The 14942-nt window shown below is 62.6% G+C and carries 18 protein-coding genes; 10 read left to right on the top strand and 8 right to left on the bottom strand.

The features are described 5' to 3' along the window. Nucleotides 1-25: 25 nt before the first annotated feature. The gene (locus EAO39_RS22300; RefSeq protein WP_120971952.1) at nt 26-949 is read right to left on the bottom strand and encodes an aspartyl/asparaginyl beta-hydroxylase domain-containing protein; all 924 of its coding nucleotides are present in this window, start codon (nt 947-949) and stop codon (nt 26-28) included. A gap of 372 nt (nt 950-1321) precedes the next feature. Here EAO39_RS22300 and EAO39_RS22295 point away from each other — a divergent pair, with 372 nt between their 5' ends. The 9 genes from EAO39_RS22295 to EAO39_RS22255 all read left to right on the top strand — a co-directional run bounded on the left by EAO39_RS22295 (nt 1322) and on the right by EAO39_RS22255 (nt 9916). Next, nucleotides 1322-2269, top strand: a complete 948-nt coding sequence (locus EAO39_RS22295) for a sugar ABC transporter substrate-binding protein (RefSeq protein WP_120971834.1) — start codon at nt 1322-1324, stop codon at nt 2267-2269. Between the two features lie 56 nt (nt 2270-2325). Then, nucleotides 2326-3846, top strand: coding sequence for a sugar ABC transporter ATP-binding protein (locus EAO39_RS22290; protein ID WP_120971951.1), 1521 nt, complete (start codon nt 2326-2328; stop codon nt 3844-3846). Further along, nucleotides 3843-4847 carry an ABC transporter permease gene (locus EAO39_RS22285; RefSeq protein ID WP_120971833.1) on the top strand — a complete coding sequence of 335 codons (1005 nt, stop codon included), beginning with the start codon at nt 3843-3845 and terminating at the stop codon, nt 4845-4847. Before EAO39_RS22290 ends, EAO39_RS22285 begins: the two co-directional genes overlap by 4 nt. Nucleotides 4848-4872: 25 nt before the next feature. Further along, nucleotides 4873-5805 (top strand): ribokinase, encoded by a 933-nt coding sequence (gene rbsK, locus EAO39_RS22280; protein WP_120971832.1) that lies wholly within the window; start codon nt 4873-4875, stop codon nt 5803-5805. 23 nt (nt 5806-5828) lie between these two features. Further along, a complete protein-coding gene (gene rbsD / locus EAO39_RS22275; RefSeq protein ID WP_120971831.1) occupies nt 5829-6224 on the top strand; it encodes a D-ribose pyranase in 396 nt (131 codons plus the stop codon). A 158-nt stretch (nt 6225-6382) separates the two neighbouring features. Continuing rightward, nucleotides 6383-7672 carry a THUMP domain-containing protein gene (locus EAO39_RS22270; protein WP_120971830.1) on the top strand — a complete coding sequence of 430 codons (1290 nt, stop codon included), beginning with the start codon at nt 6383-6385 and terminating at the stop codon, nt 7670-7672. Then, nucleotides 7669-8163 (top strand): putative toxin-antitoxin system toxin component, PIN family, encoded by a 495-nt coding sequence (locus tag EAO39_RS22265; RefSeq protein WP_120971829.1) that lies wholly within the window; start codon nt 7669-7671, stop codon nt 8161-8163. The genes EAO39_RS22270 and EAO39_RS22265 overlap by 4 nt, the downstream gene beginning before the upstream one ends. A 257-nt stretch (nt 8164-8420) precedes the next feature. Continuing rightward, a complete protein-coding gene (locus tag EAO39_RS22260; RefSeq protein WP_120971828.1) occupies nt 8421-8741 on the top strand; it encodes a multidrug efflux SMR transporter in 321 nt (106 codons plus the stop codon). Between the two features lie 44 nt (nt 8742-8785). Then, on the top strand, nt 8786-9916 hold the full coding sequence (locus tag EAO39_RS22255; protein WP_120971827.1) for a 3-deoxy-7-phosphoheptulonate synthase: 1131 nt from the start codon (nt 8786-8788) through the stop codon (nt 9914-9916). A gap of 102 nt (nt 9917-10018) precedes the next feature. Here the strand turns inward: EAO39_RS22255 and EAO39_RS22250 are convergent, their stop codons facing one another. The 6 genes from EAO39_RS22250 to ureE all read right to left on the bottom strand — a co-directional run bounded on the left by EAO39_RS22250 (nt 10019) and on the right by ureE (nt 13834). Further along, on the bottom strand, nt 10019-10639 hold the full coding sequence (locus tag EAO39_RS22250) for a hemerythrin domain-containing protein (protein WP_120971826.1): 621 nt from the start codon (nt 10637-10639) through the stop codon (nt 10019-10021). Nucleotides 10640-10732: 93 nt separating this feature from the next. Beyond that, nucleotides 10733-11245 carry a GNAT family N-acetyltransferase gene (locus EAO39_RS22245; protein WP_120971825.1) on the bottom strand — a complete coding sequence of 171 codons (513 nt, stop codon included), beginning with the start codon at nt 11243-11245 and terminating at the stop codon, nt 10733-10735. Continuing rightward, complete coding sequence (locus EAO39_RS22805; RefSeq protein ID WP_162989672.1) at nt 11242-11406, bottom strand: hypothetical protein; 165 nt, start codon at nt 11404-11406, stop codon at nt 11242-11244. Before EAO39_RS22805 ends, EAO39_RS22245 begins: the two co-directional genes overlap by 4 nt. A 529-nt stretch (nt 11407-11935) precedes the next feature. Next, nucleotides 11936-12601 carry an urease accessory protein UreG gene (gene ureG / locus EAO39_RS22235; protein ID WP_120971823.1) on the bottom strand — a complete coding sequence of 222 codons (666 nt, stop codon included), beginning with the start codon at nt 12599-12601 and terminating at the stop codon, nt 11936-11938. Continuing rightward, nucleotides 12598-13317: an urease accessory UreF family protein gene (locus tag EAO39_RS22230; RefSeq protein ID WP_240467178.1), complete on the bottom strand. Its 720-nt coding sequence runs from the start codon at nt 13315-13317 to the stop codon at nt 12598-12600. Before EAO39_RS22230 ends, ureG begins: the two co-directional genes overlap by 4 nt. After that, on the bottom strand, nt 13307-13834 hold the full coding sequence (gene ureE / locus EAO39_RS22225) for an urease accessory protein UreE (protein ID WP_120971950.1): 528 nt from the start codon (nt 13832-13834) through the stop codon (nt 13307-13309). Before ureE ends, EAO39_RS22230 begins: the two co-directional genes overlap by 11 nt. Before the next feature lie 95 nt (nt 13835-13929). Between ureE and EAO39_RS22220 the strand changes: the two genes are divergently transcribed. Beyond that, complete coding sequence (locus tag EAO39_RS22220) at nt 13930-14466, top strand: gamma-glutamylcyclotransferase family protein (protein WP_240467169.1); 537 nt, start codon at nt 13930-13932, stop codon at nt 14464-14466. Nucleotides 14467-14476: 10 nt separating this feature from the next. Here EAO39_RS22220 and EAO39_RS22215 read toward each other — a convergent pair whose 3' ends face one another. Continuing rightward, entirely contained in the window at nt 14477-14941 is a 465-nt protein-coding gene (locus EAO39_RS22215) for a GNAT family N-acetyltransferase (RefSeq protein ID WP_120971821.1), read from the bottom strand. Nucleotide 14942: the final 1 nt, after the last annotated feature.

Below are 14942 nucleotides of genomic sequence, written 5' to 3'. Positions count from 1 at the left end.
CGCAAAGCGCCTCAGGCGGCATCCATCAGTTCGGGATCAACCACCAGATGAATAGCGCCAGCACGGCAATCATCAGCCCAAATTTGAGGACCTTGTAGAAGGTCGGGTTCCAGCTGCGGAAGGCGCGGCGGTACTTGCCGGCGTAGAAGGAAATCTTGAAAAGCTTGCTGATCATGCCGCGGGGATCACCCTCGTTGTTGGGCGAGCTGGCGGCGGCCACCACATTCTTGCCCAGCCAGTGATTGAGCCACTGGGCAAAACCGTTGGTCATGGGGCGCTCCACATCACAAAACAGCACGATGCGATTGCCTTCCGAGCGGTTCTCGGCCCAGTGCATATAGGTCTCGTCGAAGATCACGCCCTCGCCCTCGCGCCAGCTGTAGGGCTGACCATCCACTTCGATCATGCAGCGGTCGTCATTGGGCGCCAGCACGGCCAGGTGGTAGCGCAGCGAGCCCGCATAGGGATCGCGGTGCAGATTGAGCTTGGCACCGGGCGGCAGCTCGGCAAACATGGCGGCCTTCACGCTGGGAATGGATTTGACCAGCGCCGTGGTCTTGGGGCACAGCTCCATGGCCGAGGGGTGGGCATCGCCATACCACTTCAGATAAAAGCGCTTCCAGCCGGTCTTGAAGAAGGAGTTGAAGCCTGCATCGTCATTGTTGGCGGCGGCCTTGATCTGCATGTTTTTCTGCAGATTGACGGCTTCTTCGCGGATTTCGCGCCAGTTGGCCTGCAGCGGCGCCAGCTCGGGGAAGGTGCTTGTGGGCAGATAAGGCGTGCGCGGCACCTTGCTGAACATCAGCATGAAGACGTTGAAGGGCGCGGTGAAGGTGGAATGATCAAACAATTGCTTCACCACCTTGTGACGCACCTTGCCGCGCAGGTGCATGTACAGCCCGCAACCGAAAAACAGCACTACCAATGCCAGGACGATGATTTTTGCCATGGCGGCAATTTTACCGGGGTGCTCCAGCAGAGGCCATGGCACAGGTCAAACAGCGTTTTTCTTGAGGGCTCTCAAAGTTGATAGCTGAAGGCGCTTTCTATTCAATGGCTTGAGTCGATATTGATGCCGATCTATTGGAGATAGGCCCGGCTTGGCGCCACCGGGCCGCTGGTCGACGGGAGAAATCGACGTCTAGACAGGCAGGGGATTATTCCTACCCCTATGCACAAAGCCTGAGCCTATAAAACAAGGACTCGGTTAAGGGATTGAGCGCTTGAGGTCTATTTGCGTGGGCGCGGGTTAATACCGATGGCAAACCTATAATCCGGCCCTTTTTTCCAAATTGATGGGCCTGAGGCCCGGGAGAGCGGTATGTTGCAACGTCGTCACGCAGTGGTTTCGGTCGGTCTGACAGCCTTGGCGCTGGCTGGCGTCTGGGCTCCGGCAGCTCAAGCCCAGGACAAACCCAAGGTGGCCTTGGTCATGAAGTCCCTGGCCAATGAGTTCTTCCGCACCATGGAAGACGGTGCCAAGGCGCACCAGAAAGCCCACGCAGGCGAGTACGTGCTGCTGAGCAACGGCATCAAGAACGAAACCGACACCGCCGCCCAGATCAAGATGGTCGAGCAGATGGTGGCCCAGAAGGTGGATGCGCTGGTGATTGCCCCGGCTGACTCCAAGGCCCTGGTGCCGGTGCTCAAGCAGGCGGTGGACAAGGGCGTGCGCGTGGTCAATATCGACAACCGCCTGGATGCCGCCGCCCTCAAGGAAAAAGGCCTGGTCATTCCTTTCGTAGGCCCCGACAACCGTGTGGGCGCCCGTCTGGTGGGCGAGTACCTGGCCAAGCAGCTCAAGGCTGGCGACAAGGTCGGCATCATCGAGGGCGTGTCCACCACCACCAATGCGCAGCAGCGCACGGCGGGTTTCAAGGATGCGATGACCGCAGCCAAGATGAACGTGGTGGGCGTGCAATCGGGCCAGTGGGAGATCGACAAGGGCAATACGGTGGCCGCCGGCATGCTGCGCGAAAACCCGGACCTGAAGGCTCTCCTGGCCGGTAATGACTCCATGGCCCTGGGCGCTGTGGCTGCCGTCAAGGCCGCCGGCAAGGCCGGCAAGGTGCTGGTGGTGGGCTACGACAACATTCGCGCCATTGCGCCCATGCTCAAGGATGGCCGTGTGCTGGCCACCGCAGACCAGTTTGCGGCCAAGCAAGCGGTTTTCGGCATTGAAGAAGCGCTGAAGGCCGTCAAGAACAAGACGCCGCAGGCCCAGATGCCTGCCGAAGTGAAAACGGACGTGGTGCTGGTGACCAAGTGATCGCTGCTGACAACCACCAGGGGCGGCGCGGCACGCCGGTGCTGACGCTGCAAGGCATGGGCAAGGACTATGGTCCAAGCACGGTGCTGGATGGCGTTTCCCTCGATCTGCGCGCTGGCGAATGTCTGGCGCTGACGGGAGAGAACGGCGCCGGCAAATCCACGCTGTCCAAAATGCTGTGCGGTCTGGTGACGCCCTCGCGCGGCATCATGCAGCTCGATGGTCGGGCGTTTGCGCCCAAATACCGTGCCGAGGCCGAAGCGCTTGGCGTGCGCATGGTGCTGCAGGAGCTGGGCATGGTGCCCACCCTGACCGTGGCCGAAAACCTGTTGCTCGATCGCCTGCCCCAGCGCTGGGGCTGGCTGGATCGCGATGCCCTGGCCAAGGCCGCCCATGCGCAGCTGGCCAAGATGGGCTTGCAGCATATCGATCCCTTCACGCCCGTGGGGCAGCTGGGCATAGGTATGCAGCAAATGGTGGAGATTGCCCGCAATCTGCGCGATGGCAACCGCGTGCTAGTGCTCGATGAGCCCACGGCCATGTTGACCGCCAAGGAAATCGAGCATCTGTTCGAACAGATCGATCTGATGAAGGCCCAGGGCGTGGCCCTGGTCTATGTGTCGCACCGCCTGGAAGAATTGCAGCGCGTGTCCGAGCGCGTGGCCGTGCTGCGCGACGGACGCCTGGTGGATGTGCTGCCCATGCAGGGCCTGAGCGAGCCCGAGCTGGTGGAGCGCATGGTGGGCCATGCCGTGGAGTCGCTGGATACCAAGCCGCGCCGCAAGGCCGGTTCGGTGCTGCTGCGGGCCCAGGGCTTGCGGCGCGGCAAGCTGGTGCAGGGCGTGGATGTGGAGCTGCGCGCTGGCGAAGTGCTGGGCGTGGCCGGGCTGGTGGGCGCAGGCCGTACCGAGCTGCTGCGCCTGCTGTATGGCGCCGACAAGGCCGACGCCGGCTCGATCGAGCTGACCGGCCAGGCCCAGGGCTTGTCCACCTGCTCCGTGAGTCCCAACTGGAACAGCCCCATGCAGGCTACCCGGGCCGGCATTGCGCTGGTCACGGAAGACCGCAAGGCACAAGGCCTGCTGCTGTCCCAGTCCATCCGGGTCAATACCTCGCTGAGCCATATGGGCTCGGTCTCCGGTGCGGGCTGGCTCAAACCGGCGGTGGAGTCGGATCTGGCCCGGCGCATGGTCAAGCGCCTGCGCATTCGCGCGCACAACGCCGAACAACCGGTAGGCACCTTGAGTGGCGGCAATCAGCAAAAAGTGATTTTTGCCCGCTGGCTGCACCGAGACTGCCCCATTGTGCTGCTGGACGAACCCACGCGCGGCGTGGACGTGGGTGCCCGGGCCGACCTGTATGCCGAGCTCGATGCCATGACGGCCCAGGGCAAGGCGCTGATGGTGGTGTCCAGCGATCTGCGCGAGCTGATGGAGCTGTGCGACCGCATCAGCGTCATGCATGACGGTCGCATTGTGGCCACTTTTGAGCGTGGTCAGTGGACGACCCAAGCCTTGCTGGAAGCCGCTTTTGGCGATGCGTCGCGCCCTGGCGAGTCCGTGAAAGAACAACTATGAATTCAAGCTCTTCGACTCCTGCCGCTTCGGTTCAGGAAACCAAGCCTGCGCGCAGCGCTCTGCGCCAGGAACTGGGCACTTATCTAGGCCTTTTTGTGGTGCTGGTGGCCATGGTGGCTTTGTTCGGCAGCCAGTCCGAATATTTCCTCACGCGTGAGACGTTGCTGTCCATCGCCAATGAAATTCCGGCCCTGGCCGTGATGGCCGTCGGCATGACTTTTGTGCTCATCATTGCGGGCATCGACCTGTCGGTGGGCTCCGTGCTGGCGCTGAGTGCGGCCGTGAGTGCGGCCGCCATCCTGCAATGGGGCATGGGCCCCTGGCCTGCGGCCGCTCTGGGTCTGCTGGTCGGCGTGCTGTGCGGTGCGGTGACCGGCGGTATCTCCGTGGCCTGGCAGCTGCCCAGCTTTATCGTGTCGCTGGGCATGCTGGAAGCCGTGCGCGGCGGTGCCTATCTGGTCACGGACTCGCGCACCCAGTACGTGGGCGATGCCATGGGTGCCCTGGCTGCCCCCTGGGTTGGCGGCCTGTCGGCGGCATTCTTTATTGCGCTGCTGGTGGTGGTCGTCGGGCAGCTGGTGCTCAGCCGCACAGTGTTCGGCCGCTATGTGGTGGGCATTGGTACCAATGAGGAAGCCATGCGCCTGGCCGGCGTGGACCCGCGTCCGGTGCGGATTGCGGTGTTTGCCCTCACCGGCTTGCTGGCGGCCTTGGCCGGCCTGATGCAATCGGCCCGCCTGGAAGCTGCCGACCCCAACGCCGGTGCCGGCATGGAGCTGCAGGTCATCGCCGCCGTGGTGATCGGCGGCACCAGCCTCATGGGCGGCCGCGGCTCGGTGATCAACACCTTTTTTGGCGTGCTCATCATTGCGGTGCTGGAAGCCGGTCTGGCCCAGATCGGCGCCAGCGAACCCAGCAAGCGCATCATTACGGGTGCCGTGATTGTGGTGGCCGTGATTGTCGATACCGTGCGTCAGCGCCGCGCAGCCCGCCATGCGTGAGTGCGGCATGACTTCCAGCCATCCTATGAACGCGACAACTACCTCTTCAGACCCAAAAACCGCACGCGTGGCGGTGGTGGGCAGCCTCAATATGGACGTGGTGCTGACGTTGGCCCGCGTTCCCGCAGCAGGCGAAACCGTCGCTGCCGATGATCTGAACTACCTGCCCGGCGGCAAAGGTGGCAATCAGGCCGTGGCCTGCGCCCGCCACGGCGCACAGGTCAGCCTGTTTGGCAGCGTGGGTGCCGATCACCATGGTCAGACCCTGAAGTCCGCCCTGCAGGCCGACGGTGTGAGTGTGGAGCATGTCAGCGAGCATGCCGGCGTTCCCACCGGTACCGCTGTCATCATGGTGGAGCCCGACGGGCAAAACCGCATCTGCGTGGTGCCTGGCGCCAATGCCGGGCTGGTGCTGCCCGAGGCGGCTTTGCAAGCGGTGCTGGCGCAGTCCGACTATCTGGTGCTGCAGTTCGAAACGCCTGTGGCGGTGGTGCAGCAGGCGCTGCAGGTCGCGCAAAAAGCAGGCTGCCCGGTGGTGCTCAATCCTTCGCCGGTGCGCGAGGTTCCCGATGCATGGTGGCCCTGGATTCACACCCTGGTCGTGAACGAGCACGAAGCGGCAGCCTTTACCGGAATGCCGATTGAGAGCCCGCAAGCGGCAGAGCAGGCCGCGCGCGCGTTGCTGGCGCGCGGCGTGCAGCAAGTGGTGGTCACTCTGGGCGCGCAAGGCGCGGTGGCGGTGGAGCAGGGCGCAGCCAGCTTTCACCCGGCTCCCGTGGTCTCCGTGGTCGATACCACGGCGGCCGGCGACACTTTTCTGGGCGCCATGGTCACCCGTCTGGCCGAAGGCAGCGCGCTGGCCGATGCCGTGCCCTGGGCCATACGCGCCGCCAGCCTGTGCATTGGCAAGGCCGGCGCCCAGCCTTCCATTCCCACGCGTGAACAGGTGCAGGCCTGAGGCCGCACGGTTGAGGAGTTCAGATGAAAAAAGCCTTGCTGTTGAACGCGCCCTTGACGGCCGTGATTGCTCGCATGGGCCATGGCGACCGATTGGTGATTGGCGATGCCGGCTTGCCGATTCCCGCAGGCGTGGAGCGCATCGATCTGGCCGTGAGTGCCGGCATTCCCGCAATCGCCGATGTGCTCAAGGCCGTGGCTGCCGAGATGCAGGTCGAGCGCGTGGTGCTGGCGCAGGAAACGCTGGATCGCAGCGATGTCATCCCCGGCTGGCTGCCTGCCGAGTGGGCGCAAAGCCTGGCCGAACCCGTGTCGCATGAAGAGTTCAAGCGCCAGTGCGCCACGGCGCGTGCCGTGGTGCGCACCGGTGAGTGCACCCCGTATGCCAATGTGATGCTGATTGCCGGCGTGACTTTCTAAAGCGACGTGTCAAGCATCAAATTCAGTAGCTTAAAGCGTATATCCAATGTTGGTTTGAGCCACTTTTCGATATATTTGTTGACTGCTAAAGAGCTTGAGCAAAAGTAGCCCGCCTCGCCCCGTGGCCGGGGCGTCTCGCGTATCCTTGGCGCCCTGCTATGAACCAATTGCATCTGTTTTTGCCCTGCGCCGCCGGCGTTGAGGGCTTTTTGGCCGACGAAGTCCATGCCATCACCGGCGCCACCGGGCAAGATTTGCTCGTGGGTCGCGGTGGCGTCATGTTGCGCGGCATGTGGCGCGACGCGCTGCTTCTGAATTTGCACAGCCGTCTGGCTCAGCGTGTGCTGATCGAGCTCTCGCACACCATGTACCGCAGCGAGAACGATCTGTACCGCGCTGCCAGCGAGGTGGCGTGGGAGATCTGGTTCTCGCCCAAGGAGACCTTCAAGATCGAAGTCACCTCCCAGCACAGCCCGCTGACCAGCCTGAACTTTGCTGCGCTCAAGGTCAAGGATGCGATTGCCGATCGCTTCCGCGAAAAGCGCCACGGCGTGCGCCCCAGCGTGGAAACCCACCATCCCGATGTGCGCGTGCACCTGCACCTGACCACGGACGGCGCCACCATCTACATCGACACCTCGGGCGAGGCGCTGTTCAAGCGCGGCTGGCGCGAGGACAAGGGCGATGCGCCACTCAAGGAAACCCTGGCTGCCGCCATGATTGCAGCCAGCGGCTGGAATCCGCATGGCGACAATCCTCAGCCGCTGTACGACCCCTGCTGCGGCAGCGGCACGGTGGTGATCGAGGCGGCGCAGATCGCGCGCAAGATTCCGGCCGGCATTCTGCGCCGTTTTGCGTTCGAGAAGCTGGTGCCGTTCCAGCGCCACGTCTGGGAAGCCATGCTGGACGAGGCCGAAAGCCAGATTCTGGCGGAAAGCCCGGTCGGTATTTACGGCTCGGATATCTCTTTCCGTATGGTCGATTTTGCCGAGCGCAATGCCGAACGTGCGGGCGTGGCCAAGACCGTCCAGCTGCGCGGTGGCGATGCGCTGCAGCGCATGCCGCCTTGCGATGAGCCCGGCATGATGCTGCTGAACCCGCCCTATGGCGAGCGGATTGCCGCTGCCGGTGTGGCCGGTCAGAAGGCGCAGGATCGCATGGAGGTGGTGGAGCGCGCAGGCCGCGAAACCGCGCAGACCGAAGACGGCGGCGAGTTCTTCAGCCAACTGGCCACGCACTGGAAGAAAAACTACAGCGGCTGGAGCGGCTTCATGCTGACGCCCGACCTCAAGCTGCCGGGCAAGATGCGTTTGAAGGAATCGCGCCGCACGCCGATGTGGAACGGTCCTATCGAATGCCGTCTGTTCCGCTTTGACATGATCAAGGGCGCGGTCAAACCCCGCAAGAATGCCCCAGGCTCGGCCGCCGAAGGCGACGCAGAGCAATGAAAATTGCTCCGCTGCGCTGGCCGTCTTGCAACGACGGCTACGAAGGCCCGTTGCCGCGTCCCGTGATACTGGATACCAATGTGGTGCTGGACATGCTGATCTTTGACGATCCGCACATCCCGCCCATCCGTGAATTGGTGGCCAGGGGCGAGCTGCGCTGGATTGCCGACGAAGCCCAGCGCATCGAGCTGGGTCGCGTGCTGCACTACAGCCAGATCGCTCCGCGCGTGAGCTTCTACGGCAAGACGCCCGAAGGCGTGATGGCAGCCTTTGACGCGGCCGTGGAATATGTGGCACCTGCGCCCAGAATCCGCTTTATCTGCACCGATCCCGACGATCAGCATTTCCTGGATCTGGCCAGCCAGCACCAGGCGCTCTTGGTCAGCAAGGACCGAGCCGTGCTCAAGCAGCGCAAGCGCGTGGCTACGCATTACGGTGCGACCGTGGGCAATATCGTGCTGCTGGAAGAGGCGGCAGCCGAGGCCTGCTGAAATACGGGTGACGGATTCGGTTTTTCAAGCAAAACCGGGCTGAAGCGCTGTTGAGTAAAGCGCTTTCAGCTATCAAACTGAAAGTGCAACTGTCGCGTGGCAACCACCCATGGCCCGCTCGGTAAAGCGGCTTGCCGCGGGCCTGCGCTAACATCCAGGCTTCTTTGATGCGGGGACGACCCCGCCGATTGCGGTGCAAGCTGCAAGCCCTCTTGCTGCCGGGACGACCTGGCCATCCATCTCTTCAGGAGTTAGTTATGGCTTGGGTTTATCTGTTGATCGCTGGCGTGCTGGAAGTGATCTGGGCCTTCACCATGAAGCAGTCCAATGGCTTTACCAATCTCAAATACAGCGCCATCACCATCGTGGCCATGATTGCCAGCTTTGGCCTGCTGTCGATCGCCATGCGCAGCCTGCCGCTGGGCACGGCCTATACCATCTGGACGGGTATCGGTGCCGTGGGTGCCTTTGCGGTGGGCATCACTGTGCTGGGCGAGCAGATCAGTGCCATGCGCATTGCGGCGGCGGTGCTGATCGTCAGCGGACTGGTGTTGATGAAATTGTCTGCAGGCGAATAAGTTGGTATTGCGCCGCGGCCGCACGACGGCGCGACAATAGCGGCATGACTTCCCACGCCACACCGAATAGCGGCCGCAAGGCGGCCTCCGCCGAGCAGCGTCTGCGCACGCTGGACAAGACCCGCATTGACGACACGCGCATCAAGATCGTGCGCCCGCTGCTCACGCCAGCGCTGCTGGAGGAGTGGCTGCCCATCACCGATGAGGCTTATCAGCTGGTGGAGTCCAGCCGCACGGCCATCTCGCGCGTGCTGCACGGACAGGACGACCGTCTGATCGTGGTGGTGGGGCCTTGCTCGATTCACGATCACGACCAGGCCATGGACTATGCGCGTCAGCTCAAGGTACAGGCCGATGCGCTCAAGGACGACTTGCTGATCGTGATGCGCGTCTACTTCGAGAAGCCGCGCACCACCGTGGGCTGGAAGGGCTATATCAACGACCCCTATCGCGATGGCAGCTTTGCCGTCAACGAAGGGCTGGAGCTGGCGCGCCGCCTGTTGCTGGATGTGCTGGAGCTGGGCCTGCCGGCGGGCACGGAGTTTCTGGACCTGCTCTCGCCCCAGTTCATCAGCGATCTGGTCAGCTGGGGTGCGATTGGTGCGCGCACCACCGAGAGCCAGAGCCATCGCCAGCTGGCCAGCGGCCTGTCCTGCCCCGTGGGCTTCAAGAACGGCACCGATGGTGGCGTGAAAGTGGCCAGCGATGCCATGCTGGCCGCCGAGTCCAGCCATGCTTTCATGGGCATGACCAAGATGGGGCAAAGCGCCATTTTCGAAACCCGCGGCAACCAGGATTGCCACATCATTTTGCGCGGCGGCAAGGCGCCCAATTACGACGCAGCCCATGTGCAATCGACCTGCGAGATGCTGGCCAAGGCCGGTTTGCGTGAGCAGGTGATGATTGATTTCTCGCACGCCAACAGCAGCAAGCAGCACCGCCGCCAGATCGATGTGGCGGCCGATGTGGCGGGCCAGATTGCGGCAGGCGATGCGCGCATCACCGGCGTGATGATCGAAAGCCATCTTCACGAAGGCCGCCAGGACATCGTGGAAGGCCAGGAGCTGCAATACGGTATCTCGCTGACGGATGCCTGCATCAGCATGGAGCAGACCGTGCCCGTGTTGCAGCAACTGGCCGCTGCCGTGCGTGCACGACGGGTACACGGCAGCTGAATCAGCAGCGCGTACCGCTGATGAAGCAAAGGCCTTGGCATTCATTCATGCCAAGGCCTTTTTTGCATGTGCACCAGCAGCTATTCATACAGGAGCGCTGCTTCAGTGCTTGATCTGGGTCGTGACCTTGGCGGCGGCTTTTTCCTCACGTTTTCTGCGGTTGAAGAACTGCTTCATATAGCGCACATCGCTGTCCGATAAATGCTTTTGCGCCTGGACGAACTGCTCCTGCTCCTCTTCGCGAATATGGTGCAGATACTCCTCGCGCAAGCCGGCAAAGCGGCGTAGCCAGCCCGGGCTGGCCATGTCGCGTGCTGCCAGATCTGCCAGCATGTCGTCGATTTGCTTGTGCTCGGCGACCGCATGGCGTGCGTCGTCGGTGGTCTTGGGATTGCGCATCACCGTGGACCACAGCGCCTGCTCCTCGGCGGCGGCATGGCCTTTGAGTTCCTTGACCAATTCCTTGAACAGTTTCTTTCGTTCGTCGGATTCACCGCGGGTGGCGGCAATCATGGCCAGCAGTGCCCGGTGCTGGTCATGGTCTTGCACCAGACGGCCAAAGATGTCGGGGTCGCCGCGAAATCGGGTCTGCGGCGTGCTGCCCAGCTGCACCGGCACCTCGGGAGCCACGGTTTTGGCCTTGGCAATGGAGTGGCGCTTGGCTTGGGCGGCGGGAATGATTTTGCCGACCGGCTTGCTGTGCCTGGTTTGGGTGGTGGGCATGGCGTCGTGCTTTCAATGGTGACTGTGTCACCGTTTTAGGCCGATGCGCCAGGCCTTGCTGTAGGCCATGCGCCCTCATGTGCGCCTGTCTGGCTACAGTTCCAGTGCAAGGCGCAGCATGTCCTTGTGCTGAACGCCGTGCTCCCACAGCTGTGTGGTGTAGTGCTTGAGGAAGAAATCGCGCTCCACGCTGCTCACGCGAAAGCCCGCGCGCTGGTAGAAGATCAGCTGGTCGCCAAACGTGCCCGTACCGACCTCCAGCCGGGTTGCACCTTGCTCGCGCACCCAGGCAATGCAGCGCTGCAGCAGGGCGGAGCCCACGCCATGGCCTTGCCAGGCTGTGGAGACGGCGATATTCATCAGCTCCCAGCACTGCGGCGCCTGCGCCGGCACCAGCACGGCAACGCCCACCAGCGTGCCCAGGCCGCTGGGTGTGAAATGCGCGGTCTGGCGTGCCGCAAAGCAGGTGGAGCCGCGCAGATAGCGCTTGACCTTTTCGCGCGAGGGATCGGCCAGCAGCAGCAGCGACCAAGGCGCTTCGTCCGGGTTCATAGGCATGACGCGCCAGGATGCCGGAGCGTTGGGGCCTGAGACGGCTGAACTCATATGCCATCCCTCCTGTCAGTGGCGTGAGCAGCGTTGGCCTGGCGGGCCTGGGCCTTGTCGGCCGGCAGCAGCAAACAGGCGTCGCAGCCGGGCTGGATGGCCGTATTTACGGGACGGCCCCAGCGCCTGGCCACCTGCTGCAAACCATGATCTCGCACCATCTCCACTTCCCGGGCGCATGCACAAAGAACGTGCGCGCTGCAATTTGTATTGTCAACAGCCTCTAGCGTAGCAGCCGGCGCAATGTCGCGGAGCAGGGTGGCTTTTTCGCCGGCCAAAGCGCCTGATTTTGCTGCAAAAACCACGCCATAGCGTCATGAATCCGCACCTTATTTTGCGTAACTCCCGGCTTTTTACCGCTGACAGGCGTCGTGGTGGAGATTGGCGCCAAACAGGTACTTGGCAAAATCAGACCTGTGGTTTATACTTAGCACCAAGGGTTAACACTTAGTCGTTTTCCCTGGTTTGACGGTGTTTGAGATGCCCGCCGTCCTTTGCTTGCAGTGCATCTCATGATTCAACAAAGAAAGTTCATCATGCGCCAAGCTCTCGAATCCCTGATCCAGTTCATCCAGGAAGCCCGCGAATTCCACCTGGAAGTCGCAAACCAGTAAGTCGCTTTCAGCGCAACAGAAACGGCCGCTTTTTCAAAGCGGCTTTTTTGTGCCCGTCATCCGCTGATCTGGGTGCTTAGCGCGCTGCCAGCAGGCCCTGGGATTCGATGAATGCCACTACTTCGTCCAGGCCGTCCAGGGTCTTGAGGTTGGTCATCACAAAGGGCTTGAGTCCCTTGGCCGTGGTGCGCATGCGCACGGTGTCGCTGCGCATGATGTCCAGATTGGCGCCCACATAAGGAGCCAGATCGGTCTTGTTGATGACGAACAGATCGCTCTTGGTGATGCCGGGGCCGCCCTTGCGCGGGATTTTCTCGCCGGCCGCCACATCGATCACGTAAATCGTCAGGTCCGACAGCTCCGGGCTGAAGGTCGCGGCCAGGTTGTCGCCGCCCGATTCGATGAACACGATATCGGCATCGGGGAACTGGCCCAGCATGCGGTCGATGGCTTCCAGATTGATGGAAGCATCTTCGCGGATGGCGGTGTGCGGGCAGCCGCCGGTCTCCACGCCCATGATGCGTTCGGCAGGCAGGGCGCCGCTGACGGTGAGCAGGCGCTGGTCCTCCTTGGTGTAGATGTCGTTGGTGATGGCGATCAAGTCCCATTTGTCGCGCATGGCCTTGCACAGCATTTCAAGAATGGTGGTCTTGCCCGAGCCCACGGGGCCGCCTATGCCCACGCGCAGCGGTGGCAGCTGTTTGCTGCGGTTGGGGATATGGTGCAGTGCGGAAGTGCTCATGATCTAAACAGGCGTGAATACTGGTGTTCATGCTGGGCCGAAAGTATGGCCAGCATGGGCGAGAAAGCCTGGCGTGTGCTGTCGGTCAGAGACTGCGCATGCGCCACGGCGGCGGGAATTTCCTGGGCCAGTTGCGCCAGAATGCGCTGGCCTGCGTTCTGGCCCAGCGGCACGGCCTTGATGGCGGCCTGCACCATGTTTTCGGCCCAGCCAAAAGCATAGGCCAGCAGCGCTTCTTGTACGGGTGCCTGGGCATAGGTCGCCGCCAGTGCAAAAGCGATGGGATAGCTTGGCGTTCGCTGCGAGAGCGCGGCCAGCTGGCCGATCTGCGCACTGCGTTCGGCATCGGCCGCATGCTGGTTGCGCAGCCAGTCGCTCAGCGATTTGCCCATTTGCTCGGTCTGCAAGCGCAGCTCGCTGGTCTCTCGGGTGCTGAGCACCCAGTCGTTGAGCTGTTCCACCCGCGCCAGGTCCCGGTTTTGCCAGGCCGGTAGCGCCTGGGCAATGGCCGCCATGTCGCTGCGCGACTGCGCCAGATGCAGCTGCTGCAGCAGCCAGGTGGATGCTTCTTTTTCGGTAGTAACCAGCGCAGCATTGATGGCCGCTTCAAGCACTTCGGAGTAAGAAAATCCGCCAATCGGCAGCGCGGGCGAAGCCAGCCACATCAGCTGCAGAAAGCTGTGCGGCGTCAGCCCGGCTGCAGCGTCAGTGTGCATGGCCGCAGTCGTGGCCGTGGGCATGGCTGTGGTGATGGTGGCTGTGGCCGTCATTGGTCACATGGCCGCCATAGGCGCCGCCTTCGGGCTCGAACGGCAGATCGGTTTCGATCACCGTCATATGCATGCTGCGCAACATGTCGGCCAGCACATGATCGGGTTCAATCTTCAGGTGATCGGGCTGCAGCTCGATGGGCACATGGCGGTTGCCCAGATGGTAGGCGGCGCGCATCAGATCGAAGGGCGAGCCATGCTCTTTGCAGGCCGTGATCTGCAGCACTTTTTGCGGTGCGGCGATCACGCGGATCAGCGAGCCGTCTTCGGCCACCAGTACATCACCGCCGCGCACGGCCTGGCCGCGCGGCAGAAAAATCGCCAGTGCGCGGCCCAGGCTGTCGTTGGCGGCGAAGCGGCTTTTCTGGCGCACGTCCCAGTCCAGCTCTATGGTGGCCGCGCGCTTGAGCAGCACGGCAGACAGTCCCTGGCCTTGAGGCAATAGTTTGTTGGCAGTCAGCATGGTGAATGAGGGATCAGAATAAGAGAGGTAGCGCCCAGGCTGGCGCGCATGTTGCATGTGTTGCTCATATACCTAAGCTGGATGATGCTAGCCCTATGACAACTTCTCTGGAAGCTTTTGCAGAAATGGATTCCCCGACTTCTTCGTCCGGCGCTGCGAGCGGCTGGCAGGCCTGTGGCGCGACCTGCGTGGCGGTCTACGGTACCTTGCGTGCCGGTGGTGTCAATGACATTGCCAAACTCCGCCCCGGCATCGCCTGCCTGGGAAGAACCCGCTTGAGCGGAACTTTGCACGACCTGGGCTGGTACCCGGGCCTGAGGCTTGAAGGCACGCAGACCGTGCTGGCCGAGGTCTACCCCATGGACGAGGCACTGGAGCAGGCGATGGACCGTATCGAAGGCCTGTGGCCCGAGGATCTGGGCGAATACACCAAGCGTATTCTGAGCTTGCCGGTGATGCTGACCCATGGCGGGCAGCAGACCATGATGCTGCTGGTCTATGAAGCCCTGTCGGCCACCGTGCACGGTGCGCCCGTGATTGCCGCCAGTGACTGGATTGAGTGGTTCAAAAGCCAGGGCGGCCAGCATCCGGGCACCGCGTTTGAGCTCAACTCGGCGCCGGGCAAGACTTAGCGCGGCGTTATCAGATGGCACGGCTCATGAAGCAGCTGTTGGGGTCTGGCTGATAGCTGCCAAAAGGCTCGCAGGGCAGAAAGCCGTTGCGAGCGTAGAGACGACGAGCCGGGGCGAAAAAATCTTCCGTGCCCGTCTCCAGGCTGATGCGCTGGCCGCCGCCCTGCTGGGCCTGTACCAGCACAAAATCCAGCAGCTGCTGTGCTGCACCCGTGCCTCTATGCGCCGCATCCACACGCATGCTCTTGAGTTCAAGATGGTTGCTATCGAGCTGCTTGAGGGCGCAGCTGCCGACCAGCTTGTCGCCGGACCAGGCCGTCCAGAAGCGGATATCGGGCTGGCGCAACTGCTCTACATCCAGAGCGTGCACGCTCTCGGGCGGCGAGATGCGATACATATCGTCCAGATGGGCCTGCAGCAAGGCGAGCACGCGCGGGTCGCTGGCAGGGTCGAGTGCAAATCGCAAGAGAGTCATG

Source organism: Comamonas sp. lk (genome assembly GCF_900564145.1).
Taxonomy (GTDB): Bacteria; Pseudomonadota; Gammaproteobacteria; order Burkholderiales; family Burkholderiaceae_C; genus Comamonas.
Note: the sequence above shows the minus strand (reverse complement) of the source record. Positions and strands in the feature narration are given on the sequence as shown.

Coding starts and splice junctions, on each gene's coding strand:
- EAO39_RS22300 (WP_120971952.1), bottom strand. CDS start 949: ATGGCAAAAATCATCGTCCTGGCATTGGTAGTGCTGTTTTTCGGTTGC.
- EAO39_RS22295 (WP_120971834.1), top strand. CDS start 1,322: ATGTTGCAACGTCGTCACGCAGTGGTTTCGGTCGGTCTGACAGCCTTG.
- EAO39_RS22290 (WP_120971951.1), top strand. CDS start 2,326: ATGGGCAAGGACTATGGTCCAAGCACGGTGCTGGATGGCGTTTCCCTC.
- EAO39_RS22285 (WP_120971833.1), top strand. CDS start 3,843: ATGAATTCAAGCTCTTCGACTCCTGCCGCTTCGGTTCAGGAAACCAAG.
- rbsK (WP_120971832.1), top strand. CDS start 4,873: ATGAACGCGACAACTACCTCTTCAGACCCAAAAACCGCACGCGTGGCG.
- rbsD (WP_120971831.1), top strand. CDS start 5,829: ATGAAAAAAGCCTTGCTGTTGAACGCGCCCTTGACGGCCGTGATTGCT.
- EAO39_RS22270 (WP_120971830.1), top strand. CDS start 6,383: ATGAACCAATTGCATCTGTTTTTGCCCTGCGCCGCCGGCGTTGAGGGC.
- EAO39_RS22265 (WP_120971829.1), top strand. CDS start 7,669: ATGAAAATTGCTCCGCTGCGCTGGCCGTCTTGCAACGACGGCTACGAA.
- EAO39_RS22260 (WP_120971828.1), top strand. CDS start 8,421: ATGGCTTGGGTTTATCTGTTGATCGCTGGCGTGCTGGAAGTGATCTGG.
- EAO39_RS22255 (WP_120971827.1), top strand. CDS start 8,786: ATGACTTCCCACGCCACACCGAATAGCGGCCGCAAGGCGGCCTCCGCC.
- EAO39_RS22250 (WP_120971826.1), bottom strand. CDS start 10,639: ATGCCCACCACCCAAACCAGGCACAGCAAGCCGGTCGGCAAAATCATT.
- EAO39_RS22245 (WP_120971825.1), bottom strand. CDS start 11,245: ATGAGTTCAGCCGTCTCAGGCCCCAACGCTCCGGCATCCTGGCGCGTC.
- EAO39_RS22805 (WP_162989672.1), bottom strand. CDS start 11,406: ATGGTGCGAGATCATGGTTTGCAGCAGGTGGCCAGGCGCTGGGGCCGT.
- ureG (WP_120971823.1), bottom strand. CDS start 12,601: ATGAGCACTTCCGCACTGCACCATATCCCCAACCGCAGCAAACAGCTG.
- EAO39_RS22230 (WP_240467178.1), bottom strand. CDS start 13,317: ATGCACACTGACGCTGCAGCCGGGCTGACGCCGCACAGCTTTCTGCAG.
- ureE (WP_120971950.1), bottom strand. CDS start 13,834: ATGCTGACTGCCAACAAACTATTGCCTCAAGGCCAGGGACTGTCTGCC.
- EAO39_RS22220 (WP_240467169.1), top strand. CDS start 13,930: ATGACAACTTCTCTGGAAGCTTTTGCAGAAATGGATTCCCCGACTTCT.
- EAO39_RS22215 (WP_120971821.1), bottom strand. CDS start 14,941: ATGACTCTCTTGCGATTTGCACTCGACCCTGCCAGCGACCCGCGCGTG.